The sequence below is a fragment of the Coriobacteriaceae bacterium genome (assembly GCA_025757745.1).
GTDB lineage: Bacteria > Actinomycetota > Coriobacteriia > Coriobacteriales > Coriobacteriaceae > Collinsella.
The window spans coordinates 358,804-383,182 of sequence record CP107217.1; the positions used below are offsets into that span (position 1 = coordinate 358,804).

Genomic DNA, 24,379 nt, shown 5'->3' on the forward strand with positions numbered 1-24,379 from the left:
ATACAGCGGCGATCAGGCGCTGATGATGTGGGGTAGCGGCAGGTCGTGGGCGTCGGTGGGAACGTGGTCGACACGCTGCTCGTCAAAGGCAATGCCGATGATTTGGCATGCGGGCGAGAGCGTGGGCAGATAGCGGTCGTAGCAGCCGCCGCCGTAGCCTAGGCGCGCGCCGGCGCGGTCGAAGGCTACAAGCGGCACGATGGCCATGTCGAGGGCCTCGGCAGGCACGATAGGGAAGCGGTCGTTGTCGATGTCCACGGCCGCAAAGACCCGCGTGGGGTGGGCGATAAACGGCGCCGCGGACGCATCGCCGGCGGCAACTGCCCGCATGCACATGCGCTGGCCACAAGCTGCGGCGTCTGTTGCCGAGAGCATGCACGGATAGGCCACGCGCCAGCCGCGTTTGGCGGCCGCTGCGGCAAACGCGGCAGGATCGACTTCGGAACCCATCGCGGCATAGACGGCAACGATGCGCGGCGCCGCGGCATCCGAGCGATCCAACAGCTCAACAAGTCGCGCACAGATAACGGCAGACTTCGCAGCACGCACATCCAAATCAAGAGCATCGCGCCGAGCAATCATCGCCCGTCGCAACTCAGCCTTGTCCATCCCAGCCTCCTCTAGCAAACCTGCCAAAAAGGGACAGGTTTATTTTGGCAGGTTTTATCTGGGCAAACGCGATATGGGCAGTAAAGCCACCGCAAATATGCCTGTGAACTGCGCCCTTTGTGGTTGTTTGGGCCTATGCGTTAATGCTATAACGCTGCAGCGATTGCTTCAGTCACAAACTTATTGAGTGACTCACCCTTCTTTGCCGCTGCCAGCGCCGCTTGTTTGTGGAGCTCAGAGCCCGTTCTTACGTTGAACGAGCCCTTAAAAGCCCGCTCGGGTTCCTTGCCTTTCTCGGCGCAAAACTCAAGGTAATCGTCGACGGCGTCGTGGAAGCACTGCTCCACCTCTTCAGCTGTGGAGCCTTCAAATACGATTGCGTCCCTAATGCCGGTGACCATACCTGTTAGCACATGCTGTTCGGCATCGAACTCGACTGGGGCGAAATAACCCTTGTATGCCAAAACGTTACTCATGACTACCTCCGACATCTTGCAGAAATCGAACGATGTTTCGAATGGTCCCCGCCGTCAATTCGTCAGATGGATGTGGCGCGTGCATTACGAACATCCTGCCATCTGATGGCCTGTAGAAGCGAATGCGCGATCCGGATGTCTTGCCTTTGTTGTCCATTTCAAAGCCATATGAAGCCATGACTTTTAAAAAATCGGTATACCGATACGTCGAAGGGCAGCTAAGCAGTTGGGCGATGAGTTTATCGGTCCGAGTCATCCCGCCTCACATTCTGCAACTATATCTTAGTTGCAATTTAAGTCCGATGCAAGCACCCCTAATATAGAACATGTGTACGTATAGAACAAGTGTTCGAACCAACGCAAAGGCACCTGCCCCTTCGTGGGGTTTTGCTGGGGGGGGGCGGGTGTCTGCAGCGGTTTGTCTCGATCTGTAACAGTAACTCGGCAAAATCGGACCTAGATGTTACAGATTGAGACAAAGGGCCGGCGTCATCCGGAAACGTCTCGATTTGTAACATCTGGATCCAATATTGCCGTCTTGGCGTTACAGATCGAGACAAACCGGCAGACTGCGGCAAAAGAAAAGGTAGATTTTCAGGCATGTCCCAAAAATCTACCTTTGCTGTGCGTTAGCCCATCAGGTCGACGACGTTAAAGCCGGCGTTGCTCTTGGCGATGACGTCGCGGCCACCAAAGACGCAGGTCGGCGACTCGGCTGCGATGCGTGTTACGTCGGCGCCGAGCGAGCGCAGCTCAGCGGGTGTGGCGGCGAGCATCTGAGCGCGACGCTTTTCGCGTGCATGCGGATCGAGCCCGGCCAGGTAGGTCGTGTTGCGGCGCTTGGTGAGCGCGTACGGCTTCACCGGCGCGTCCATGCCGCTTACGCAGCTCACAATAAAGCCCTCAAAGGCGGCCTCGTCGGGCTCAAAGCTGCCGAGCCATTCGCCCGCGCGCGCCACGCGCTCAATCGAGGGGTCGATCGCTGGGTCGCGGTAGGTGTAGAACGCCGCCTGACGCTCGCCGGCCGCGCGGAATCCGCAGCCGTACGCACCGCCCTTCACGCGGATCTCGTTCCACAGGTAGTCGTAGGAGAGCGCGTTGGCAGCCACGGCCCAAGCGCCTGTCACGTCAATGCCCAAGCGACGCGGATCGCACGCGCGCGCGGCAAAGCAGATGTCGCTGGGGATCACGAAAGCCTCGTGGCGGTCGCACGGCGCCGGCACCACGAGCGCGTCGCTGCCAGCGCCGCCGTGGCCCGCGCCCAGCCCCAGGTCGCCCGCGGCGGCCCAGTACGCGTTAAAGTCATCATCACTGCCGGTAAAGCTCGCCATGCAGCCTTCGGCCACAAAGATGCGGCCCGCCAGCTCAGCAAGCTTGGCGCGCAGGTCGTCCAGTCGCTCGTCAAAGTGCTCGAGCAGATCGCGCAGGAACAGGTAGAAGTCCACGCCCGAGAGCTGCTCGCGCACCACGGCCGAAGGCGAGCTGTAGCTCATCGCGCGACCCAGCGCCGCCGAGTGGCCGTTGTTGATAAAGCCCTGCTCAAGCCCAATGCGAATCTGCGTGAGCACGTCGCGCACGCGGTCGGCGTCGGCCTCGAGCAACAGGCTCTGCGACCACACCTCGCGCGGCAGGCTCGCCAGCGCATCGATCTTCTCGGACAGGGCGCCGGCGCTCACCAGCAGGTAGGGGCGCACGCCGTCCACGTCGGGCTGGGTCATGACCTCGGTCGTAAAGCTCAAAAAGCCCAGCTTGCCGGCAAGCAAGTTGTCGAGCTCCTCGGCCGAGTGCTCGCTCGTGGGCAGCTGTTTGAGCAGGCGGCAGAGCAGCGTCACATAGGGCAGGTCCTCAAACGCGACGCAGCTCAGGTCGAAATACTGCATGGCGTAGGCCAGACGGTTGGTGGGAATGCCGTGGCGCAGGCAGGGGATGGGTGCGGTGGTGTCCACGACCAGTGGCGGCTCAGGGCGCGCCTCGCCAATGTCGGACACGCGCAGGCGCGGCAGCGTGGCCTTGTCCTCGGGCGTGTCCTCGGCCTCCTGCGCGGCACGCAGCGAGGCCGTGCGCTCGACCACGTCGGCCAGCTCGGCCTCGGTCATGGCATCGCGCTTGGCTGCCAGCTCGGCTGCCTCGGCGCCCTCCGAACCCTCGGCGGCGTCCACCGGCACCAGCTCAACGAGCGCCATGTGGTCGTTCTGCAGCACTAGCTCGCGCAGCAGGTCCTCAAAATAGCTGCCGTCCAGCTCGCCACGCAGCTCCTCGTACACCGGGCCGTACTTGAGCGCCAGCGTCGCGGCGTCGTCATCGTAGAGCCAGGTGCTCAGCGCGTCGCACGCAATGGCCACGCCGTCGGCGATGCCGTAGTCGCGCTGGCGCAGGTCGTACTCGTTGCTGCTGATGATGGCTTCCAGGCGCTCGCGCGGAACGCCGTGTTCGCACAGGTCGCGGCAGGCGTCCTGGAACACGCGACGCAGCTCGCGCGCCACGCCGGGCTGTGCGTTTTGCAGCATGATGAGCTCGTAGGGCTGCAGGCTCTCGGCCGCGGTGTAGCTCACTACGTTGCCGCCCAGGCCGGCGGCCAGAATGGCCTTCTTAACCGGCGCCTCGTTGGAGCCCAGCAGCGCCTCGAACAGGATATCCGCCGCGATCGTGCGCTTGCGGTCGAGCGCGGATCCCAGCACAAGGCCCAGGCCCACTAGGGCGTTCTCGGGCGTGGTTGCCATCTCGACGCGCTTATACTCGCAGGTCACGGGCGCCTGCACGTCCAGCGGATTGGGTGCCAGCGTGGACGGGTCCTCGCCGGCGGCGACGGCTGCGTCCATGCGGCGGCTCGCGGCGCTCGGCTGCGACAGATAGCGCTCGTCCAAAAAGGCCAGTGCGCGGTCCACGTCCAGGTCGCCGTAGAGCGTGATGTAGGAGTTGGAAGGATTGTAGTGGCGAGCGTGCGTGTCCAGGAACTGCTCGTAAGTGAGCGCGGGAATCGCGCGCGGGTCGCCGCCGCTCTCGTGCGCATAGGCGGTATCGGGATAGAGCACGGCGTTGACGGCGTCGTCCAGCACGCTCATGGGGTCGGACAGCGCGCCCTTCATCTCGTTGAACACCACGCCGTTATAGCGCAGCGTCCCCTCGCGTAGATTTTTGGGACATGCCTCAAAATCTACCTCGCCGGCGTCGCCTTCGGCCCCGGCGTCCTCCGGCAGGTCCAGCTCGTAGTGCCAGCCCTCCTGCTCAAAGATGGTGGGCTTGGTATAGATGGCCGGGTTGAACACCGCGTCCAAGTACACGTCCATCAGGTTATAGAGGTCCTGCTCGTTGGTGGTGGCAACGGGGTAGATGGTCTTGTCGGGGTAGGTCATGGCGTTGAGAAACGTCTGCATGGAGCTCTTGATCAGATCGACAAACGGCTCCTTGACGGGGAACTTGGCCGATCCGCACAGCACCGAGTGCTCAAGAATGTGGAACACGCCGGTGGAATCGGCCGGCGGCGTCTTAAAGCCAATGGCAAAGGCCTTGTTTTCGTCGTCGCACGCCAGGTACAGCAGGCGAGCGCCCGAGGCGGTGTGGCGCAGCACGTAGGCGTCCGAGTCGAGCTCGGGCACGGTCTCGCGGCGCTCGACGGCAAAGCCGTGGCAGGTGGTGCCGGGCACCAGCAGCGCGGCAGCAGCGGCGCGCGGGTCGGTTGAGGTGGTGGGCATATGCAGTCTCCTTTGACGCCCCAACGGGGGCGAATCGAGTCGAATCCACGTGAGTATACCCATATGGAGCCGTAGCCCTGCGACGAACTGCAGACGATGCCGGCGGATTGGGTAGCGCTTTCTGTGCGTCCGTCGCACGAGCAAGGATTTTCGGACGCCCGCTGCTCGAGAGTGGAAATCCGGACACACGAGCGTGGATATCCGGACGCCTGGAGCGCGAGAGTGGATTTTCGGACGAAATCAGCCTCAAAACGCTCAAAAACTGTCCGATAATCCACTCTCGTTTCCCGACCGTCCGATAATCCACGCTCACGCACCACTCACGTATCTCTCGTCTCTCACTCATCTCTCATGCGAGAGATAACAGAAAAATGAGAGATAATTATGAGAGATAACTGAGCAGCAAAGAGACGAGCAATCATGGTATTGTCTCAATACCGATTGTTCTACCAGCAGAAACATGTTTAAATGAAACAGATGGCAGACATCTTATCTTTTATCTCTCACTTATCTCTAACATGAGAGATAACAGAGAGACGAGAGATAATTATGAGAGACAACTGAGAGACGAAGGAAGTCTATCCATGGCATTCTCCGCAAGGTCGAGCGAAAGGACGTGCAGATGAACGAAAACGAGCTGACCGGTCTGCTCGAGTCTTTAAGGCGCATGGGCTCGGATGACCTTAGCGTCGAAGTGAAAGAGAGCGCCACGACGCTTTCCCGCGACGTATGGGAAACGGTCAGCGCTTTCGCGAACACCGCCGGCGGCATCATCGTGCTCGGAGTGAGCGAGCGCGCGGGCTTTGTCCCGGTTGAGAATTTTGAGACCGAGAAGGTGCTCAACCAATTCGTGGCAGGCATGGGCGATGCCGGCGGTCGCGGAAAACTGGCCAATCCGCCCAAATACACCATCGAGCGCGTGGAGCTCCAGGGCACCGTGGTTCTGGTCATCACGATTGAGGAGCTCGACCCGTCGAGCAAGCCTTGCTATGTCATAGAGCGGGGCGCCCAAGGCGGCAGTTACAAGCGCATCGACGACAAAGACGTGCCGCTTTCATCGACCGAGGTTTTGTCATTGGCGTCATACGAGCGGACGAGCCTTAGCGATCGCGATGCCGTGCCCGGTGCGGGCGTGGACAATCTTGACGAGGCCCTGGTCGACCGCACGATAGAGCGCGCCTTCTCGCTGACGCCCCGAGCTATGCGCGGTGCGACGGACAAGGAAACAAAGATGGAGCGCCTGAATTTCCTCGACTCCCAGGGCAATGTGACTAAGGCCGGGCTCTTGGCCGCGGGCGCCTATCCTCAGCAGTTCTATCCCAAACTCTTTATCGATGTGGCCTTTCATGCGGGGACTCAGAAAGGCGCGGCGGGATCGCTGAGGTTCGTGGACCGCACAATCTGCGAGGGAACGTTGGGCGAAATGATCTCGGACGCTGTCGCGGCTGTCGCCAAAAACCTGCGTCGCACCTCGACCGTTCAAGGCGTCTCGCGTATTGACTCGCTGGAGATTCCCGAGGAGGTTCTGCGCGAGGCGATCGCCAACGCCGCAATCCATCGAGAATATGGGGACCGGTTCTGTGGACAGTCGATCGCTGTCGACGTTTTCGACGACCGCATCGAGGTGGTGAACCCCGGTGGTCTTTATGGCGGAAAAACTCGCGAGAATCTGTTTGACGGTAGTTCTCGGTGCCGCAACGCGACGCTCGTGAAGCTCATGTCGCTTGTCCCGTTGCCCGACGGTGCGGGCTCTCCTGCCGAGGGCAACGGATTGGGCATCCCGATGATGATCGACGCCATGCGCGCTCACGGTTTGGCCGAGCCCCTGTTTTGCCCGGGCTTTGACCGGTTTAAGGTTGTCCTCTACCGCTCAAAGACTGAGCAGGTCGATCATGGTGGGGACTTAATCATGGCGGCTCTCAAGCGTTATGACGAGCTGGGAACTCGTGAGCTGGCAGAACGCACGGGACTTACCGTCACCCAGGTTAGGACGCGTGTTAATGCGCTTATTGCTCAGGGCGAGCTTGAGCCTACGGCAGCGGCAACGAGCCGCAATCGCAAGTATCGGCTAACGGGGCACGCAAGGTAGCTGCATTAGCGGACGCCCGCTGCTCGAGAGTGGAAAATCGGACGGAATCGGCCTTAAAACGGTCAAAAACCGTCCAATAATCCACTCTCGATTTCAAACAGTCCGATAATCCTCGCTCGTGCGGCGCCCGCTGCGCCCCCGCGCCGCGCCCGCCGCCCCCGCCGTCCCTCATCTCAGCATTTCACGCGCTGCACATCGAAACCTGCGGCAAAGCAGTTACAATAGCCCAATGCGCATCGCGCACGACGATGATATCGGCGCCCGCGACTAGGGGAGAATACATGGCAGAGCAACAGATAACGCCGGGGACTAAGCTTCAGGTGGCATTCGACGTGCCCATGGGCCAAAAAACCGACTTCAACATGCTCGCCACGTACAAAGAGAACCTGGACGAGGCGTACTTTCTTATGAGCGCGCCCATGCTCGCCGGCAAGCCGCTCATCATGGACGAAAACCAAAAGCTGCTGCTGCAATACAAAGTGGGCGAGGAGACGTTCGTGCTCGCCGGCTACCCCGAGTCGGTCGAGAAAAAGGGCATCCGCACCTACTGGAAAATGCGCAAAGTCGCCGAGCAGCGAACCTTCGTCAGGCGCCGCGACGAGCGTTTTAAGGTCGCCATGCGCCTGACCTACCAGCGCGACAACGCGCCGACCCCTGAGCCCGAGGACGCCATGACCATCGACGTCTCGGCCGGTGGCCTGGCCATCTACCTTAACGATTACCCCGACGTGGGCGAGGCCCTGGCCGTGCAAATGCCCACGATCCGCCTGCAGGGCGAGCGCCACGAGCTGCCCGGGCAGCTGGGCATCGTATGCTGGGTGCGCCGTGCGCCCAAGGGCAGCCTGTACCGCAACGTCTGCGGCCTGCAGTTCCGCTATGCCGACGACATGGAGCGCGAGCTCGTCAAAGAATACGTCGGCTACATCCGCACCAAATATAAGATCTGATCGCTATGGCTCTGTTCAAACGTAACGACAACAAAGATCAAGCTGCCGAGGATTTGGCCGAGGATTTCGTCGAGGACCAGGCCGAGGACACGTCGCAGAACGCGCCCGGCACCAATGCCGAGGACGCGCCCGGCGAGGACTCCGCGTTCGAGCAGGTTCCCACCTCCCGCAAGCGCTTTGGCAAGCCCAACCGCAAGCCCAAGCCAAAACGCAACCTCCGCGGCGTGGTGCGCATCGAAGAACTGGAGCAGGCACTGGCCGACCAGGACCTGGACGACATCGACCCCGACGCGGTCGTGTCCATGTATATGCCCAAGCGCCGCATGGAGCGCATCGGCGCGGCGCTGCTGCGCATGGACAAGCTGCAAAAGGCCCTCGTGGTGCTGGCGCTTGCCTTTGGCGTGTTGTTCGCCCTATCGTTTATGCAGGAAAACATGGGTAACTTCACCATCAACCTCAACCGCCTGGAGCTGTTCCGCCGTGGCGTGGCCATTGCCGACAACGGCGACTTTAACAACGCCACCGCGCGCCTGGCCGCCGACGCCTTGGACAACGGCACCAATATCGCTGCCGAGGACCTGCCCGACAACCTGGACGACATCGACGGCAGCCACAACGGCAAGAACTACGTGGCGTACACCTTCTATATCCGCAATGCCGGCAAGACCGATCTGGGCTATAGCGCCAAGCTCAAGGTGGTCAGCGCCAGCAAGGGCGTGGAGAAGGCCGCGCGCGTGCGGGTGTATCGCAACGGCGAGCCTACGACCTACGCGGCGGCAGCGACCGACGGCAACCCCGAGCCCAACACCGAGCCGTTTGCGTCCAAAGACGTGGTGACGACTATCAGCCACAAGAACTTCCGCGTGGGCGATGTGGACAAGTACACCGTGGTCATTTGGCTGGATGGCGACGACCCGGAGTGCGTGGACAAGATTATTGGCGGCGCGGTGGAGTTCGGTTTCGATTTTGATTCGTCCGAGACCGACGATTCGAGCCTGTTCGCTAAGTTCGTACAGGATATTGCCGATACCCTCACCGGCAATGACCCCATTAGCGCGAGCGGCAACGAGGCGCCCGATTACTACAAGGAACACAACGTGACTTGGAGTAACCGTCGCAACCAAAAGAACTCGCCCGCAGGGGACGGGGACAAGTAGAACGAACAAGCGCCGGGCCAGGATTGATTTCCCGGCCCGGTGCTTTTGTTATGCGGAGGCGTTGTCTGCGGGGGTAGCGCCGTTGCCGGCGGCGTCGCCCAGCAGGAACAGTCGCAGCACGAGTTTGATCGCGTAGCCCGGTTTGACCTGCGCCGCGTCTCCCATGCGTTCGCCCAGGTCGCTGCAGTAGGCGTAGAGGTCGCGGATGAGGTCCGCGCCCGAGAGCGTGAACATGTAGCCCGCGTCCGAAAGCGCGTTGGGTGCTGCGGGCAGCCCCGCAGCTTGGCAGAAGCTCGCAAGGTCGGGAGCCATGACGGCCTTGTAGTCAATCGCGGCGCCACGGTCCCGTGCAGCCTGCTCCTGCTTGCGGGTGTACGACAATGCCGCGGCCAGTACAAAGCTGGGCGTGGGCGCATTGACGTCGTCGGTGGTGGCGACGAGCTTGCCGGCCGCTTGCGTGACCAGCCAGGCGACTTCGCGCTGGCAACGAACGGCTTTGCGCGTCACCGGTTTGATCGATCCGGTGGAAACGCTTCCCTTGGGTTGATTGGCAAAAGCCATGAGGCCCTCCCAACAAATAGCCCGTTTAGCGGGCAAAAAAATGACACGTTCTGTGCCAGTATAGCGAGGGGGGGCTAGGGCGAAGCTCGGCAGAGGGTGAATGTATGCGATGGCGTGGCGCTGCGGTCGCAAGCCTTAAGAGGGACTTACGGCTTTGCGGGTGAGGGATTAAATAAGGTGAATAGTGTTCACATGGCCCCACATATAACCCGAGGTGGACCTATGAATCTGCCGGAATGTAGGCTGCCGAAAACTCATAAGGAAATCGTAAGAATTACGGTATTCTTAACTCCATGTCTAAAGGATGGGCAAGCAACATCCAACACGAAAGCGCGGGCTCCCCTTCCGGGCTTCTCGAGGGTCATCTGGGATGAATGGGGAAAGAAAGGGGTCCGTATGGATACCAAGGCATTAAAGAAGCAGATGGGCGCCGCCATCGCCATGGTGCTGGTAGCAGCCGTAGCGCTGGGCTCTGCCACGTTCGCATGGTTTGTGACGAACAATACCGTTAAGGCGACGACGAGCAGCATCAGCGCACAGTCGAACGCGTCGTATATGACGATTAAGTACAACGCCACTGCTGTGGGAGCGGACAGTACATTTGACGTTGCCGGCGATACAGAAGCAACCAAACTGTATCCCGCCACCTTTGGTGAGCAGGAGGGTTCTACCGAGGGTCAGTTTATGACGGGTTACGGCAATACTGTGGACGATGGAACTCTGTACGGAACATTGAAAACTGTTGGCACTGCAGGTACGCCCGATGAGGCCGTTACCAAGGGCTTTGCTAAGAAGAATGTTTTCAATATCAGTTCCCGCGGCCAGAACCTCTCCAACTTGAAGGTCGCTTCTGTCGAGGCGAAATCTGCTGACGGTAATGCGACGAACCTTGCTACCACATCTGACATCAACTCTGCGCTTCGTCTTTTGGTGAAGTGCGGGGACAGGTGGGTTGTTCTTGACAAGGATGGTACGTTCAAGCTTGGTTCCAATGGCATCACTGCTGCCGATGGCATTCTTGCTGACACTATTACTGCCGACAAGGATACCGAGGTCGATATTTACGTCTTCTTCGAGGGCAGCGATGCAAAGGTTTATACGAACAACCTCAAGAAGCTGACCGATTCTTCCAAACTGACCGTAACTTTTACTGCTGATAATCAGAATAAGAAATAAAGTAGTTCCATACACAGCTTGCGAAGGGCAGGTTCCCGGCCCGGGACCCTGCCCTTTTCCTTAACGAGGGGAGGCGACGGAGATGCACGATTCAGTTAAGAGGCTTAAGGTTCAGCTTGTTGGGGCGGCGTTGACTGTCGTCGTCTCGGCGGTGGCGCTCTCTGCAACCACCTACGCTTGGTTTGTCTCCAATAGTAGGGTTCATGCAACTACGAGCACCATTTCCGCTCAAGCGAATGGCATGGTACTCCAAATCGTTGAGGGCGACACGCCCGACCATGGCTCCGACACCTCCACGGTCGCTTCCGCAGCCGGTCACGAGATTAGCCCTTCATCGACGAACGATGCCAAAAACTGGTACGTTCCCCAAAGCTGGCAGGGCGTTAATGTGAGCACCTATCAAAAGGTCGACACATCCATTTCGGGTGAGAATCCCGGCAAGTACACTATTCAAGGCAACGATTACTATGCATTCACCGTTGCGAATTACACGCTGTATACCGTGGCGAACACCGGCGTTGCCGACGTGTATTTGGATGCGAGCAACGGCTCGCCCATAACGATTACGCAGCATGGCGGCACGCAGAAATGGTTCGACAAAATCAAAGACAGCCTGCGCGTGGGCATTGTAATTAACGGCGAGCTGCGCGTTGTCTATGCGCCAGCTGCTCCCTCGACAACCGATATGGGCAACGATGTGACTACCGTTGCAGGTTGGTCGTGTGTCAACTCTGAATCTCTGAACGAGGTTGTTGCCCCTACGTATTTGCATCTTTCTGGCACCGATTCGCTCGATCAAAACGGCAATAACTGGGGTGCCACGAAAGCGGGCGAAGTCTACATTAAGCCGATCGGCAACGCGCAAAAGGTCGCTTCGAACGTCGATTACAACGGCACGAACATGAAAGTTGTCGTTTGGATGGAAGGCACCGACAGCGATTGTCAGAATATGTCTGGCCTCGATGTGGGCGAAGGAAGCCCGACCTTTGACGTAACGGTCAGCTTGGTTGGCATCGTAGCTGATTCAAAGTAGTGTAAACGCTGCTAGCAACTTTCATCAAAGACGAGGGCCAGTTCAGGTTTGAACTGGCCCTCGTCTCGTTTATGTCAATATTGGTTCGGCTATAGCCCGTACACCTCAACCATGGCTTCGCCGATGCGGTGGGGTACGCCGGTGACATGACCAGGCAGTCGTTCTGGTTCAATAAGGGCTATCTGGAGCACATTCTGGGGCTGTAGCCTTCGAGTCGGCAATTCAACTACCTGTGCACACTCGATTTACGAGGATTTTCACACTCGATTTACGAGGAAGTCTGGACTCGATTTTCGAGCTTTGCCCTACAGGTAAATCCCCTCGAACAGGCTCTTGTGGAACTGAGTGTGGTGATCGCGTGCCCAGGTGAAGAGCGCCTGGTCAAAGTTGCCTTGGCTGGCGGAGATGCCATAAACGCCGGCGACTTCCACGCGCACGAACTCCAGCGCGGGCAGCTTGTTGATGGCCGTGAGCGCAAACGGCGACGTGGGCTCCTCGAACAGGTAATGGCTGCCTTGCAGCGCGCCGCAGCCTGTGCAGGTGCTGGCGAGCGATACGGTCTTGGTGGTGCGCGACGTTACGGGCTTGTAGCCGCAGCGCTCGCGTAGGTAGTCGCGGATTTCGGCCGGCACGCAGCCCAGCGCGGGGACGATGGCCACGGCGTTGGCGCGGGCTGTGTCGATCACGATGTGGCCCGCGTCGTCCATGGCGGGCGCAGCGCTGGGCGCAGCCTTGCTGCCCGAGTCCTCGGCCGCCCAATACGGAATGCCAAAGGCCGCGACCGTTGTCTGCTCGTGGCACTTCCAGCATTCGCGCTTGCCCAGCACCAGGTAGATGTAGGGCGCGCTGGGGTCGGAGCGATCCACGCCGGGCAGCCACGCGGCAAAGGGCTCGGGGTTGACGCCGTCGGGCACGTACCAGATCTTCTTGGTCCGGTCCCACTTGGCGCCCAGGGCCTTGGCCTCGTCTTTGTGCGAAAAGGGAACATCGAGCTCGGTGCGCATGGCGGCTCCTTTGTGCGGCTTGCGGTGCATGTGCTCCAAGGATACCCCAGCGGCGAACGTCCGATGCATGCCGACGGAATTGCTGATGTTCTTGCTGTTGGCCGCGGCTGTTTGCAAACGCGACGGTGCCGTTGGGGCATTGCTATAAGTCAGCAAATGAGCAATTTGGCCGTCCAAGCAGTCGCAAAGCAAAATGGAAGTCCCGCGCCGTCAAGCAGTTTTGCCACTGCTGCACTACATAACGACAGTTAAACGCGGCAATTCGCTCTTGTACAGTCTTAACCGTGATCACACGTCATTAGTAGCTCAGAGGTTAGGGCGGTGACTGAATGGCTCGGTACAAAGGCGAGAATAGGGCATGGGAAGGAGCCGCTCGGCTGCTCGCAAATCCGGCGCGCGGACGTGAAGGTGTGCGAGACCCCCAAGCACGTGGCCGAGATCGGCGGGTGGAGCCTGCGCCAAGTCCAGAAGTGGTGCGCGGACGGGACGCTCCCCGCGATGATGATCGGCGGCACCTGGGCGATCAGCGGGCAGAAAATCTGCGACATGCTCGGCATTGAGGACTAGCGATGCCTATGGAAGCATTCAAGGAAAATGACACCGGTGGCCGTATACTTGGCGGCGGGGCCACCGGCGGCGAGTGGACAGGACGGGGGCCTGTCGTGGCTGCATCTTACAGCTCGGTCACGGGGAGCGCCGCCTCGCAGCTCGATTGCGGGGTGAGCCAGCATGAACGATAAGGAGAAGGCCGACTTGGCGTTCCTCTCTATGGAGCCGTCCAAGAACTACGAGACTTGGAAGAACATCGGCATCAGCTACGAGGCCGCTGGAGGCGACCACGACACGTTCCTCAGCTGGTGCTCCCACGACCCCGAGAAGTACGACGAGGCCGTTACCCGCAAGCTCTTCGAGCATGTGGACGAGGGCGGTAGGATCACGGCGGGCACGCTCTTCTGGCATGCGGCGAACGCAGGCTGAAAGAGCACGGGCGACCATACAAGCGGAGCGCTTTGCACGGCCTCCGGCGGCCAGGACCTCTCCGGATTGCCGTACTTGGAGCAGGCGATCAAGCAAATCGAGGCCAAGGCGTTTTACCTGCACTTCTGCTGCTTACGGGAAGCAAACAGCCGTTCGGTGACGTTTTCAAGCTCAGGTCTCCAATCCCTCTGATTGCTGCTAATCTATAAAGTTAGCGAGTTGAATTCTTTTCGAGTTTGTGACGCTCGCATACGGTCATTCTAGGACGCCGAAGGGGTGATTGCGATGAGCGTTGATAGTTCCACAGAGGATAAGGCTCAGAGCGCCTCCATTGGTGCTGTGGATTTGTTTTGCGGGGTCGGGGGCCTGACCTACGGTTTACGCACCGCTGGCATCGATGTGGTGGCTGGGTTTGACCTCGATTCCTCTTGCCAGTACGCCTACGATGCGAACAACGGCAAGGACAAGTTCATCTGCAAGAACATCGCCGAGGTCACCGGGGAGGAAGTCAAGGAGCTCCTGAAGGACTTTGACATCAAAGTCTTGGTAGGGTGCGCTCCTTGCCAGCCCTTCTCGAAGCACCGCAAGGACAAGAAACATCGCGAGAAGCACAAGGACTGGGGGTTGCTTGCGCAGTTTGGGAGGCTTGTACGTGAAGTGCAGCCAGATTACGTGTCCATGGAGAACGTGCCCGAGCTCGAGAAGGAGAGCATCTTCTCTGGTTTCTTGAATACGCTTAAGGAGTCCGGATACTCGGTGGAATACAGCGTCGTAAAGGCTGAGGAGTACGGTGTGCCCCAGCATCGGCGGCGATTGATTCTGCTAGCTTCTAGAAATGGGTCCATCAGCTTGATTGACCCTACGAATGATAACGCTCATGCTGTTACGGTTCGGCAGGCAATAGGTGCGCTGCCTGCCGTGAGCGCTGGCGGCTCTTGCAGGGGGGACTCTCTGCAAACGGCGTCGGCGCTATCAGAACTAAACTTGAAGCGCATTAAGGCTTCGACGCCTAATGGCACGTGGCGAGATTGGCCTGAGGACCTGAGGCTTGATTGTCATAAAAAGGCTGCTGGCCAAACGTACCCTGCGGTCTACGGGAGGATGGCTTGGGACGAGACGTCCCCAACTATAACTACGCAGTTCTATATGTACGGTACGGGCCGGTTTGGGCATCCAGAGCAAAATCGAGCCCTAACCTTGCGTGAGGGTGCCGTCTTGCAGAGCTTCCCGCAGGATTACAAGTTCATTAGGCCTGGCGAGAAGATCAGCAAGAAAGCTGTGGCACGGCATATTGGAAACGCCGTGCCACCAAAGCTCGGCGAAGCGGTTGGCAAAAGCATAATTGCCGCTTGCGTACACTAGCCCTCTTCTGATTCGGTCATACCGCGCCGATATTCACCGGCGTTGAGGTAGGTCGAAACATCCTTGCGGAGCTGCATCAAAAATGAGTCAACATGATTGACTAGCTCCGCAAGCTCCGATGTTGTCACCTGATTGCTTGCTTCTGCAAACGAAATTGATCCATGAGCTAGGTCATTCCGTCGATTCTTGATGTCTTTAAGCTCGCTCTTAATCTCATCCCTCTTGCAGTTCGCTATATCATCATGAATCGATATTCCGTGGTCATCAAAGAGCTTGAGGATTTTGTCTGCATCTAGATTTCCACCGGCGATGGTGTTCCGAACGCTGAATTGAAGTACGTTATTTTTAACAGCATGATCAAGCAACCTCTTGCTTATGGACTCGGCGGTACTATTGCTGGCTTTTGGGTCGCTCAACCCGTTATACATTTGGGTATGGTGCCAAATCGATTGAAGCTTTTCGGAAACCTCAGCGTAGCCGCAACCCTCGTCCTTTACTCTGTCGTAAATCGCCTGCATGAGATTAGTGACTGAGTACTCAATGATGTTGTAGATCATAAGCTTGACGTTGGAGCGGATGACACTGGAAACGAGGGTCACATCTGGTGTCGATGAGGGCAGGCCACTGGGATTTGCCTTTTCAGCGATTTCGTACGCTCCTCGCATTACAGCATTGTAGCGCACGCCCTCTGCACCTTGGTCAAGCGAATCGAGCAGGGTCGCGAGCGTAATCATGCTCTTGGTCTCACCAAGGCGGTCGTTGTAGACCTCTTCGTACCCCAAGTTAAAGTCATTGGAATCCATAAGGTTTACCGCTCCGCCTTCAGCTTGTTGGCAACGAAATCAATGCGAGCTTTCAACTTGGCCTTTACGTTTGCCGAGTCTGACCGCACAAGGGTCTGGAACTCTTCGCAATCAACCCAAGACATGTCTTTGCGCGAAAGGTCCTTGTCCTCCGACAACGCCACGGCAACGCCGACCGCAATAGCTTCGAAACGCGCATGAGGAGTCGTTTTTCCTGTCGGTGTCTTTTTGAAACCCCTGTCTCCCAAGCACTTCTCAACGTATTCCAACATTTCTTTGAAGCGAGCGACGAGTTCATTGCGCTTGTCAGGTGACTTGGCAAGCTCGATGTTCATGCGATTCGTGTATTCATCCAGGTAACTAGCAACGCGGTCTTTGTAACCCTCGAAATCTGGGTAGCCGTCTGCATAGGCGAAGAAACGAGTGACAAGTTCCATGTCATCGTAGTGTTTGCGCGCCGTCTCGCTTAACGGGGCAAGTTTTATAAAGAGCGGATCTTTGGAGAGCTCGCTTACTAGTTTTGTAAAATCGCCGCCCATGGAGCCACGGCGAATTTCTTGCGATTTGAGCTGCTTGCCCGATGAATTGATACGACGAAAAATCTCCTGTCGGACGTCAAAGGTGGTCCCTTCCTCAAGGTAAACCACTCGAAAGCTCGCGTTATCGAATCTTCTTTGTACTTCTATGGGAAGTTCTGAATAGGTCTTTCCGTTGACAGATGTAAGGATGTCTAGATTGCACAAGGTTAAATCGCCTCTGGCAAAGTTCACCAAGGCGTTCATCCTTTGCGCTCCATCAACGATTTCCGTTCTGCCATCTTCAGCATCGGCAAAGAACATGTAGGGAATGGGCAGGCCAATTAGCACAGACTCAATAAAGTAGCTGCAGTCAACGTCCGTCCAGACGAAGTTCCGTTGATAGTCAAGCGGAATGTAGAATGCATCAGCATTGAACTTATTGATGAGGTATTCCGCAACGTATTCGCGAGTGCTGAATCGCACATCCTTTTTCTTGTCGCGAATCTGTTCGGAAATCTCGATCGTCTCACTTTGTTGATCAGTCAATCGCCTTCACCTCAATCTATAGCAGGACGAAGCCAACTTAGGTCTGACTGGCTGTGGGATGTGAAGTCCTTTCCCATAACCAATGCTGCACTCTAATGATACCAGCAGATGCCTGGCATTAGAGTCGTGCCCCTCTGCCTCTTTGTGACGCCCGTCTAGGCTGCTCGTATCGAGTAACTGGGCGGGCGCCTTGTTGTGCCTGCCGCGATTTGAAAGCAGGATACATGGACGGTGAGACTCATGGCGACGAGGCGGCGAAGGTCGAGCTCGCGGAAGGGCAAGAGGACGCGAGGTCGGCAGAGGTGGCGGACACCCTTCGCTCGGAGATCGAAGCGGTGGAGGGCGCAGCAGCCGACGAGCGCGTGGAGTACTGAGCTCAGGCTCGCTGGGGTGCGGAGCGTCAAGGCCGCGCGTGCCCTTCTCGACGAACACGGGGGCGACGTGGGCGCGCTCAAGGAGGCGGAGCCCTGGCTCTTCTCGGTCCCCCCGCGCCCGCTGGGACCACGGGGCTGCCAAACGCGGGAGCCGCTGTTTGTGTCGACGACAAACTGAACATTGTGGCGCGACCAAATTGAGCACTTTGGCAAACACGCCGCGTTAACCTATCCCACCGCCTTGCCGAGCATGAGCGTCGCCTCCATACGGCGACTCGTGCCGGTGAACTCGACCAGGCGGCCGTGGTGGACGATGCGGTCGATCATCGCCGCCGCCATCTTGTCGTCCCCCAGGACCGTGCCCCACTTGCTGAACTCAATGTTTGTGGTGATGACCAGGCTGTGTCTCTCGTAGCAGTCCGACACCCCCTGGAACAGCAGCCTCGCGCTGTCGAGGTCCAGCGGCACGTGGCCGAACTCGTCCAGGATGACCAGGTCGTTTCTGGCGATGTCCCTCATCGCCGCCTCCAGCGAGTGCTCGCGCGCCGCCTTTTGGGATACATTTGGGATACAGCGCTATATACAAGAAACCGGTCTACCGCATTTTCGCAGGTAGACCGGTTGAACATTTGGTGGGCGTTAGAAGATTTGAACTTCTGACCTCTTCCGTGTCAGGGAAGCGCTCTCCCCCTGAGCTAAACGCCCGATCAAGGGTGCGCGAGTGCGCAGGAAATAATATAACGGAGATCCCGCCCAGTGGCAAGAACTATTTTTTAAAAAGCGGCGATTTGCGACCCTATCCGCCCCGATGTAGCGCGAACAGCACGCGGAAAGTCGCGTTTGTACCCCCGACGAACAGCACATTCGCGTAGAATAACTCCATTATGGGCAAATGGTGTCCAGGCAGTTTACAACACGGCATCTGGGGGAGGGGCATGTCGGACGCGCGTTCGCTGCAAAAACAGTTCAATCGCATGCTCGCCACGTTGCTGGTGGCCCTTGCTGCTGCCGGAGCCGTAACGTATGCCTGGTACATCTACAATGCCAACCGCCATATCACCGACGTCAAGATGGCCGCGGGCACGGGCGTAACCTTCCTCATCTCCAACGAATACGACGGCGAGTACAAGACCAACGCCGGTCTGAGCTTTGCGGGCCTGCTCGATCCCGTCTCGACCGACAACGTGCTCAACGGCTTTCAAAAGGTAACGGGCTTTACCGGTGGAACCACACAGGACTCGCTGTTTGCCAACATGTTTGGCGCGGCCGGGCATTCCGACTATTACAAGACCTCCCTGTACCTGGCCACCAACTCGGCCGCAACCGACGTGTACCTGTCGGGCATCGACTTTACCGAGCAGGACTCGGCAAACCCCATTTCCACTGCCCTGCGCGTGGGGCTGGTCGCCTATGCTCCAGGGCAGGGCGACACCGTTACGGGTCAGTACGTCTTTGAGGTCTCGGGCGAGCACAACCCCCAGGCGCGCTACAACACGTTCGACGGCAAGGATGCCGGCGAAAGCGAGCAGAACCACCTGGTGCTCGACAGCAGCCGCTCCGATGGCGCCACTGTCCATTTTGACCAGCTGACCAGCGCAAACTTCTGCGACTACAACGAAGACACCGGCATCGTGGGCCTCAAGGAGGCTACGACCAAGATCTGCAGCCTGCCAGCCGCCGCCAAGGGCGCCGACCGTAGCACGCCCGTGCGCGTGGATGTGTACGTGTGCTGGAAGGCTGCGACCCCGACTGCACCAACAACCTAGCCGCCACCAGCCTGCAATCGCTGGCGCTGCGCTTTGCCGGCAAACGTTCGTAAGGGGGCTAGGGATGAGTGCATCGAACACCAAAGATATCCTAGGTTCGCGCCGTCGCATGGTTGCCGCGGCCGCATGGATGTTGGTGCTGGTAGCTGCCCTGAGCGCCGCCACCTACGCCTGGTTTAGCAACTCGCGCTACACCAACGTGACGCCCGTGGCACACACGGTAAGCGACGAGGGCTCCGATCTGCAGATTGGTCTTTCGGCCAACGGACCCTGGGACACGACGGCCGCGCTTGCCGCGGCCGACAAGACGCTCTATCCCATCTCGACGTCAGACCTTTCCCGCTTTTGGCGCGGCACGTTCCAAAACGCCGCGGGCATCACGACCGACTACGCCGACTGCACCGCGCAGCTGGACGGCTATGCCCTTTCGGGCACGCTGTACCTTAAGGGCGGCGACAGCGCGCTCAGCGTGTACCTGTATCCGGGCCAGATGAGTGTGACGAGCGACCCGCAGCTGCTGGCCGCGCTGCGCCTGGGTCTGGTAATTACGACCCAGTCGGGTACGCAAACGCATATCTTTACCTGCGACGACCTGGGCAGCACAGCGGGTGCCACCAGCAGGCGCACCACCGCGCAAGACGGCGTGGTTGTGGCAGCGGGCGCCTCGGGCTGGACCTACACCGCCGACCCTGCGCGCTCCATAAGCGCCTACAGCATGGACGGCACCGGCGACACGCCCACGGCGCGCGCGGGTGCTACGCCCATCTGCATGCTGGCCGCCAACGAGGTGGCAAGCGTTCGCTACGTTGTGTACATGGAAGGCTGCGACGCCAATTGCATCGACGAGGCCCAGGCCCGCGATGTGGTGCTGCAGCTTGCCTTTGCCGCGGCCAAGGCATAAGGGGGCGAGCGACATGAAAGATCAGAAGCACATGCCAGCAGATAACCACAAGGCCAAAACCCAGAGTGAGAGCCCCGCGAGCCCCTCCAGCGCAGCTGCCGAGTGTTCACACCTCGAGGGCGTCGTCACCCGCCGCCACGCCCGCCGCGCGCGTGCCTACATCGCGCTCGTTATGGTGGCGCTCGCCGCCACTTTGGGCGCCGCGACCTACGCATGGTTTACCAACAACATGAAGGTCAACACCAACTCGGTGAGCGTGCACAGCGACACGTCCAAGCTGGTGCTGGAGCTGGGTGACGCCGACCGCAGCAGCTGGTCGCAGCAGGGCGACGTTTCCCTAATTTCCACCGCGAGCGGCGCCGTGACGCTCTACCCGGTCTCGACCTTTGACCTCAAAGGCTTTGCTGCCTGTGCGCAAAACAACTCTGCCGGCGATGCCACAGTGTTTGAGCAGGCAAAAGACAACGGCTCCGCGTTCTACCACGGCTGGATCGACCTGCGCCCCACCATTACCGGAACGGGCGCCAGCAAAGTAAGGGGCAAGGTCAACCTGTATCTGGCCGAATCGCTGGTCCCGCAGGGTGCCGATGCCGAGCTGCTGCGCGCAGCCCGCGTGGGCATCAAGATTTCGAGCGGCAACCAGGTGCTTGCCACCAACATTTTTGAGCTCGACAGCTCTGATAGCGGCCATCGCGACGAGCATCCCGCGACCGCGCCTTCGGGCCTGGCGGGCTACACCGAGGGCATGCTTCTGGGTTGGCAAAACGGCCAGCTTGCTTGCGGTGCCAACGTAACGCAGGACCCAGCCGCCTTTACGCTGGACACGAGCGAGACGGCCGCGCGTCCGCAAAACGCGCTTGCCACGCTTGGGCTTGGCCAGACCTATCGTTTGGATATCTATTACTACATCGAGGGCACCGATCCCGATAGCGCCGACTATCTCTATCAGGATCCGGGCACCTTGCACCTGGCGCTCTTTGCGACCTTGGACGGTGAGTAGCAATGGCACGCGTTGAATCAGACGACCGCCGCTCGGCTACCGGCGACCGCCGTCCAGTCGCCGCCACCGGCAAGCCCAACGCCGCCGCGCCCACCGACACCGACCTTCGCCGCAAGCTCACCACCACCATGGTGCTGGTGCTGTTTGCGCTGGTGGCGATAGCCATGGCAACGTTCGCCTGGTTCTCCATCGCCGATAGTGCCAAGACCCGCATGCTCATGATCGACGCCAACGCCGATGGCTCGCTGCGCTTTGACCTGGACGAGCACGCTACGTTCGACGAATACGTGCACAGCCTGGGCTTTGACCAGATCTCGGCGCGCATCGCCAGCGAAAAGGGCGTGGACATCGATGTGTCCAAGCTCAAGCCCGTCACCACGAGCGACTACCAGACCTTCACCTTCGAGGACGGTTACACCGCCGATCCCGCTACCGGCGCCTACCTGGAGTTCACGCTGCACTTTATGAGCAGTACGGACCTGCGCGTTCGCCTGACCGGGCAGGATGGCGACGGCGGCGTGTCCGGGACGCGGTTTAGCTCCGACACGCAGGGCATGGCCAGCGCCATGCGCATGAGCTTTACCGCCGACGGCCACACCTGGGTCTACAACCCCAACGGGGGCGGGGGCTCATCCGGCGCGGCCACTGTCTTTGGACTCGACTCGGGCGCTGCCACCGCGGCCAGCGATATGTTCGACCTGATAAAAGATACGGATAAGCCGGTAACCGTTCGCATATGGCTCGAGGGAACGGACCCAAATTGCACTAATATGCTAAAGGGAGCTAACTATTCAGTATCGATTCGCTTTGAAGGCATCGAGGAACAGTAGATATGCACGGCGGCCACCGGGCCGCGCACGACCTAGACAGACACGGTAGTAAGGGACATCATGCAATCTGTTAAAAAAGTCGCATCCATCGCGCTTAGCGTCGTCATGTGGATCATCATCCTGGTGGCGGCCCTGTATGCGTTTACCACGCTCGCCACGCGCGAGGACGGCAGCGTCTCTGACATCGCCGGCTTCACCCCGCTCGCCGTGCAGTCCGACTCCATGGCGCCCACGTTTAACAAGGGCGACCTTATCTTCATCAAAAAGTGCGACACCTCCAAGCTCGAGGTGGGCGACATCGTGACATTCCATACCATCATCGACAACGAGTACGCGCTCAACACGCACCGCATCGCCGCGATCGACGAGGTCAACGGCATGCGCAGCTTTACCACCAAGGGCGACAACAACGACGTGGCCGATACGCACATCATCAGTGACGGCGACATCGTGGGCAAGTACCTGTTCGCGTTGCCGCAGATGGGCAAGGTCATGGACTTCCTGTCCAGCTCCATGGGCTTCCTCATTGTGATTGTGCTGCCCATGCTGCTGTTCTTTATCTACCAGGTGTATCACCTCATCGTGGTGGGCATGAACCTCAAGCGCGCTATGGCCGAGGAGGACCGCCTTGCCGCCGCGGCTGCCATCGTGGACGCCGAGGGCAAGGGCGACACTGCCGTCACGGCCGATAACGCCGCCGAGCAGCTCGCCCAGGCCGAGGCCAAGCTCGAGGAAGCCCGTCGTCTGAAGGCCGAGGCCGAGGCGGCGATGAACGCGACCAAGCAGGAGGATACCGACGGTGAGTGAGTTTCTGGGATTTGCCTGGGAGCTGCTGGCAAAGGTCGTCTACAACGTCGTTGCCGTCGTGAGCTCCATCCTTAACCTGTTGGTGTTTGGCTGGGTCGAGTACTTCAACATCTTTATGACCTACTTCACTACGTTTGACCTGGTGGGCAAGATCGGCGCGGTCATTCTGTTTGCCATGCTCATCGCGGTCCCCGTGCTGATCGTGGCCATCCTGGTCCACCGCTACCGCATCAACCGCCGCCTGCATCGCGACGACACGTCCAACAAGGCGCTCTATCGCGAGATCGGCCGCCTGAACAAGCAGGTGCTCGACCTCATGGACGAGAAGAACAAGCTGCTGGCGCTCAAGGTCAATGCCATGGGCGGCACCAAGCAGATTCCGTACGTGGGCGCCTCGGCCCTGGCCGACGACCATCTGCCCACGGTGGGCAACGTGGTGGGCGCCGCTGCGGGCGCCGGTGCGCCTGCGGGCGAGGGCGCCACGGCCGCCGTGGTGTCGGGCAACGCGTCGCTCGCGCTCGATGGCGATGGCGTCAAGGATGCCGCGGCCGCCATGGCCAAGGCCACCGTCGAGGCCAAGACCCTTGCCGAGGAAAAGGAAATCGCCCAGGCCAACCGCTTCCCCAAGCTGTCCCTTGTGGACCTTAAGTACCGCGACTGGGAATCGCCGGCCTACGACGATGCCATCTCGCTGGAGGACTTTGTCGACAGCTTCCGCGCGTTCGCCTGCAGCCAGATGAAGCTCTACTACACGCCCGAGGTCATCCGCCGCTTTGTGGCCGGCATGGCCGCCTCCAAGCTGCTGATTCTGGAGGGCATTTCGGGTACCGGTAAGACGTCGCTGCCCTACAGCTTTAGCCGCTATCTGGACAACCCCGCAACCATCGTGTCGGTGCAGCCGAGTTTTCGCGATCGCACCGAGGTGCTGGGCTACTTCAACGAGTTTTCCAAGCGCTTTAACGAGACCGAGTTTCTCCGCGCCGTGTACGAGGCCGGCCTTCGCCAGGACCCGTCCATGATCGTGCTCGACGAGATGAACCTCGCCCGCGTGGAGTACTACTTTGCCGAGATCCTGTCGGTGCTCGAGATGCCCAGCCACGACGAATGGGTGCTCGATCTGGTCCCCACCCAGTGGGCGGCCGACCCCAAGGGTCTGCACGACGGCAAGCTCACCATTCCCGACAGCCTGTGGTTTATCGGCACGGCCAACAACGACGACTCCACCTTTACCATCACGGACAAGGTGTACGACCGCGCGATTCCCATCGAGCTCAACGAGCGCGCCGACGCGTTTGAGTGCGAGCCGCACGAGCGCGTGCATGTGACGGCCGACCACCTGCAGTATCTGTTCCAGAAGGCCAAGGTCGAGTACGTGATCGATGACGAGCTGCTCCAGAAGATGCACAAGCTGGACCAGTACCTGCAGACCCGCTTTAAGCTGGCCTTTGGTAACCGTATCATCAAGCAGATGTACGACTTTATTCCCGTGTACGTGGCGTGCGGCGGCACCGAGCTGGGCGGCATGGACTACATCATCGCCCGCAAGGTGCTCAAGAAGTTTGAGTCCATGAACGTGAGCTTTGTGCGCGACGAGATGAAGGGCCTGATCGAGTACATCGAGAAGACCTTTGGCGAGGGCGGCCTGCCCGATTCCGTCATGTACCTGCAGCGGATCCAGAACTTCTACTAATGCCGTAAGCGCGGGGCGTGGGACAAGACAATCAGTAGCGTTTGCCCTGTGTGGTGTCGC

General features: G+C 59.4%; 22 protein-coding genes, 1 tRNA gene and 1 pseudogene. 15 read left to right on the forward strand and 9 right to left on the reverse strand.

The features are described from left to right. Nucleotides 1–12: 12 nt before the first annotated feature. The 3 genes from OGM60_01420 to OGM60_01430 all read right to left on the reverse strand — a co-directional run bounded on the left by OGM60_01420 (nt 13) and on the right by OGM60_01430 (nt 4,777). Entirely contained in the window at nt 13–609 is a 597-nt protein-coding gene (locus OGM60_01420; GenBank protein ID UYI99481.1) for a 5-formyltetrahydrofolate cyclo-ligase, read from the reverse strand. Between the two features lie 146 nt (nt 610–755). Then, on the reverse strand, nt 756–1,085 hold the full coding sequence (locus OGM60_01425) for a type II toxin-antitoxin system HicB family antitoxin (GenBank protein ID UYI99482.1): 330 nt from the start codon (nt 1,083–1,085) through the stop codon (nt 756–758). A 629-nt stretch (nt 1,086–1,714) separates the two neighbouring features. Then, entirely contained in the window at nt 1,715–4,777 is a 3,063-nt protein-coding gene (locus OGM60_01430) for an insulinase family protein (protein UYI99483.1), read from the reverse strand. A gap of 622 nt (nt 4,778–5,399) precedes the next feature. On the opposite strand from OGM60_01430, the gene OGM60_01435 reads away from it, so the two are divergent. The 3 genes from OGM60_01435 (at nt 5,400) to OGM60_01445 (ending at nt 8,970) form a co-directional block, all read left to right on the forward strand. Further along, a complete protein-coding gene (locus OGM60_01435) occupies nt 5,400–6,866 on the forward strand; it encodes a putative DNA binding domain-containing protein (protein ID UYI99484.1) in 1,467 nt (488 codons plus the stop codon). A gap of 281 nt (nt 6,867–7,147) precedes the next feature. Continuing rightward, complete coding sequence (locus OGM60_01440; GenBank protein ID UYI99485.1) at nt 7,148–7,813, forward strand: PilZ domain-containing protein; 666 nt, start codon at nt 7,148–7,150, stop codon at nt 7,811–7,813. Nucleotides 7,814–7,818: 5 nt separating this feature from the next. Beyond that, nucleotides 7,819–8,970, forward strand: coding sequence for a hypothetical protein (locus OGM60_01445; protein ID UYI99486.1), 1,152 nt, complete (start codon nt 7,819–7,821; stop codon nt 8,968–8,970). A 48-nt stretch (nt 8,971–9,018) separates the two neighbouring features. Here OGM60_01445 and OGM60_01450 read toward each other — a convergent pair whose 3' ends face one another. Beyond that, nucleotides 9,019–9,531 carry a hypothetical protein gene (locus OGM60_01450; GenBank protein UYI99487.1) on the reverse strand — a complete coding sequence of 171 codons (513 nt, stop codon included), beginning with the start codon at nt 9,529–9,531 and terminating at the stop codon, nt 9,019–9,021. Nucleotides 9,532–9,927: 396 nt separating this feature from the next. Here OGM60_01450 and OGM60_01455 point away from each other — a divergent pair, with 396 nt between their 5' ends. Together OGM60_01455 and OGM60_01460 are read left to right on the forward strand one after the other, a co-directional pair. Further along, nucleotides 9,928–10,707, forward strand: a complete 780-nt coding sequence (locus OGM60_01455) for a hypothetical protein (GenBank protein ID UYI99488.1) — start codon at nt 9,928–9,930, stop codon at nt 10,705–10,707. Between the two features lie 82 nt (nt 10,708–10,789). Then, complete coding sequence (locus tag OGM60_01460) at nt 10,790–11,740, forward strand: hypothetical protein (protein UYI99489.1); 951 nt, start codon at nt 10,790–10,792, stop codon at nt 11,738–11,740. 305 nt (nt 11,741–12,045) lie between these two features. On the opposite strand, the gene OGM60_01465 is transcribed toward OGM60_01460, so the two are convergent. Continuing rightward, nucleotides 12,046–12,744, reverse strand: a complete 699-nt coding sequence (locus OGM60_01465) for a DUF5710 domain-containing protein (protein UYI99490.1) — start codon at nt 12,742–12,744, stop codon at nt 12,046–12,048. A 321-nt stretch (nt 12,745–13,065) separates the two neighbouring features. On the opposite strand from OGM60_01465, the gene OGM60_01470 reads away from it, so the two are divergent. The 3 genes from OGM60_01470 to OGM60_01480 all read left to right on the forward strand — a co-directional run bounded on the left by OGM60_01470 (nt 13,066) and on the right by OGM60_01480 (nt 15,084). Further along, complete coding sequence (locus OGM60_01470; protein UYI99491.1) at nt 13,066–13,311, forward strand: helix-turn-helix domain-containing protein; 246 nt, start codon at nt 13,066–13,068, stop codon at nt 13,309–13,311. A 162-nt stretch (nt 13,312–13,473) separates the two neighbouring features. Next, nucleotides 13,474–13,722 (forward strand): PriCT-2 domain-containing protein, encoded by a 249-nt coding sequence (locus OGM60_01475; protein ID UYI99492.1) that lies wholly within the window; start codon nt 13,474–13,476, stop codon nt 13,720–13,722. 285 nt (nt 13,723–14,007) lie between these two features. Then, the gene (locus tag OGM60_01480; protein ID UYI99493.1) at nt 14,008–15,084 is read left to right on the forward strand and encodes a DNA cytosine methyltransferase; all 1,077 of its coding nucleotides are present in this window, start codon (nt 14,008–14,010) and stop codon (nt 15,082–15,084) included. On the opposite strand, the gene OGM60_01485 is transcribed toward OGM60_01480, so the two are convergent. Both OGM60_01485 and OGM60_01490 read right to left on the reverse strand, forming a co-directional pair. Next, a complete protein-coding gene (locus OGM60_01485) occupies nt 15,081–15,887 on the reverse strand; it encodes an MAE_28990/MAE_18760 family HEPN-like nuclease (GenBank protein UYI99494.1) in 807 nt (268 codons plus the stop codon). The genes OGM60_01480 and OGM60_01485 overlap by 4 nt on opposite strands. A gap of 5 nt (nt 15,888–15,892) precedes the next feature. After that, on the reverse strand, nt 15,893–16,951 hold the full coding sequence (locus OGM60_01490) for a DUF262 domain-containing protein (GenBank protein ID UYI99495.1): 1,059 nt from the start codon (nt 16,949–16,951) through the stop codon (nt 15,893–15,895). Between the two features lie 224 nt (nt 16,952–17,175). On the opposite strand from OGM60_01490, the gene OGM60_01495 reads away from it, so the two are divergent. Continuing rightward, nucleotides 17,176–17,325, forward strand: coding sequence for a hypothetical protein (locus tag OGM60_01495; GenBank protein ID UYI99496.1), 150 nt, complete (start codon nt 17,176–17,178; stop codon nt 17,323–17,325). Between the two features lie 228 nt (nt 17,326–17,553). Here the strand turns inward: OGM60_01495 and OGM60_01500 are convergent. Together OGM60_01500 and OGM60_01505 are read right to left on the reverse strand one after the other, a co-directional pair. Beyond that, nucleotides 17,554–17,877 (reverse strand): annotated as a pseudogene (locus OGM60_01500) (ATP-binding protein). Between the two features lie 78 nt (nt 17,878–17,955). Next, nucleotides 17,956–18,030 (reverse strand) — tRNA-Val (locus tag OGM60_01505). Between the two features lie 230 nt (nt 18,031–18,260). Between OGM60_01505 and OGM60_01510 the strand changes: the two genes are divergently transcribed. From OGM60_01510 to OGM60_01535, 6 genes are all read left to right on the forward strand, one after another. Continuing rightward, on the forward strand, nt 18,261–19,091 hold the full coding sequence (locus OGM60_01510; GenBank protein UYI99497.1) for a hypothetical protein: 831 nt from the start codon (nt 18,261–18,263) through the stop codon (nt 19,089–19,091). 64 nt (nt 19,092–19,155) lie between these two features. Further along, nucleotides 19,156–19,992 carry a hypothetical protein gene (locus tag OGM60_01515; GenBank protein UYI99498.1) on the forward strand — a complete coding sequence of 279 codons (837 nt, stop codon included), beginning with the start codon at nt 19,156–19,158 and terminating at the stop codon, nt 19,990–19,992. 13 nt (nt 19,993–20,005) lie between these two features. Beyond that, nucleotides 20,006–20,992, forward strand: a complete 987-nt coding sequence (locus tag OGM60_01520) for a hypothetical protein (protein UYI99499.1) — start codon at nt 20,006–20,008, stop codon at nt 20,990–20,992. Between the two features lie 2 nt (nt 20,993–20,994). Continuing rightward, nucleotides 20,995–21,822, forward strand: a complete 828-nt coding sequence (locus OGM60_01525; GenBank protein UYI99500.1) for a hypothetical protein — start codon at nt 20,995–20,997, stop codon at nt 21,820–21,822. 60 nt (nt 21,823–21,882) lie between these two features. Then, a complete protein-coding gene (locus OGM60_01530; protein ID UYI99501.1) occupies nt 21,883–22,629 on the forward strand; it encodes a signal peptidase I in 747 nt (248 codons plus the stop codon). After that, nucleotides 22,622–24,319 carry a hypothetical protein gene (locus OGM60_01535; protein ID UYI99502.1) on the forward strand — a complete coding sequence of 566 codons (1,698 nt, stop codon included), beginning with the start codon at nt 22,622–22,624 and terminating at the stop codon, nt 24,317–24,319. Before OGM60_01530 ends, OGM60_01535 begins: the two co-directional genes overlap by 8 nt. Nucleotides 24,320–24,379: the final 60 nt, after the last annotated feature.

Coding starts and splice junctions, on each gene's coding strand:
- OGM60_01525 (UYI99500.1), top strand. CDS start 20,995: ATGGCACGCGTTGAATCAGACGACCGCCGCTCGGCTACCGGCGACCGC.
- OGM60_01520 (UYI99499.1), top strand. CDS start 20,006: ATGAAAGATCAGAAGCACATGCCAGCAGATAACCACAAGGCCAAAACC.
- OGM60_01530 (UYI99501.1), top strand. CDS start 21,883: ATGCAATCTGTTAAAAAAGTCGCATCCATCGCGCTTAGCGTCGTCATG.
- OGM60_01455 (UYI99488.1), top strand. CDS start 9,928: ATGGATACCAAGGCATTAAAGAAGCAGATGGGCGCCGCCATCGCCATG.
- OGM60_01480 (UYI99493.1), top strand. CDS start 14,008: ATGAGCGTTGATAGTTCCACAGAGGATAAGGCTCAGAGCGCCTCCATT.
- OGM60_01430 (UYI99483.1), bottom strand. CDS start 4,777: ATGCCCACCACCTCAACCGACCCGCGCGCCGCTGCTGCCGCGCTGCTG.
- OGM60_01440 (UYI99485.1), top strand. CDS start 7,148: ATGGCAGAGCAACAGATAACGCCGGGGACTAAGCTTCAGGTGGCATTC.
- OGM60_01425 (UYI99482.1), bottom strand. CDS start 1,085: ATGAGTAACGTTTTGGCATACAAGGGTTATTTCGCCCCAGTCGAGTTC.
- OGM60_01465 (UYI99490.1), bottom strand. CDS start 12,744: ATGCGCACCGAGCTCGATGTTCCCTTTTCGCACAAAGACGAGGCCAAG.
- OGM60_01475 (UYI99492.1), top strand. CDS start 13,474: ATGAACGATAAGGAGAAGGCCGACTTGGCGTTCCTCTCTATGGAGCCG.
- OGM60_01435 (UYI99484.1), top strand. CDS start 5,400: ATGAACGAAAACGAGCTGACCGGTCTGCTCGAGTCTTTAAGGCGCATG.
- OGM60_01495 (UYI99496.1), top strand. CDS start 17,176: ATGGACGGTGAGACTCATGGCGACGAGGCGGCGAAGGTCGAGCTCGCG.
- OGM60_01445 (UYI99486.1), top strand. CDS start 7,819: ATGGCTCTGTTCAAACGTAACGACAACAAAGATCAAGCTGCCGAGGAT.
- OGM60_01450 (UYI99487.1), bottom strand. CDS start 9,531: ATGGCTTTTGCCAATCAACCCAAGGGAAGCGTTTCCACCGGATCGATC.
- OGM60_01460 (UYI99489.1), top strand. CDS start 10,790: ATGCACGATTCAGTTAAGAGGCTTAAGGTTCAGCTTGTTGGGGCGGCG.
- OGM60_01515 (UYI99498.1), top strand. CDS start 19,156: ATGAGTGCATCGAACACCAAAGATATCCTAGGTTCGCGCCGTCGCATG.
- OGM60_01420 (UYI99481.1), bottom strand. CDS start 609: ATGGACAAGGCTGAGTTGCGACGGGCGATGATTGCTCGGCGCGATGCT.
- OGM60_01510 (UYI99497.1), top strand. CDS start 18,261: ATGTCGGACGCGCGTTCGCTGCAAAAACAGTTCAATCGCATGCTCGCC.
- OGM60_01485 (UYI99494.1), bottom strand. CDS start 15,887: ATGGATTCCAATGACTTTAACTTGGGGTACGAAGAGGTCTACAACGAC.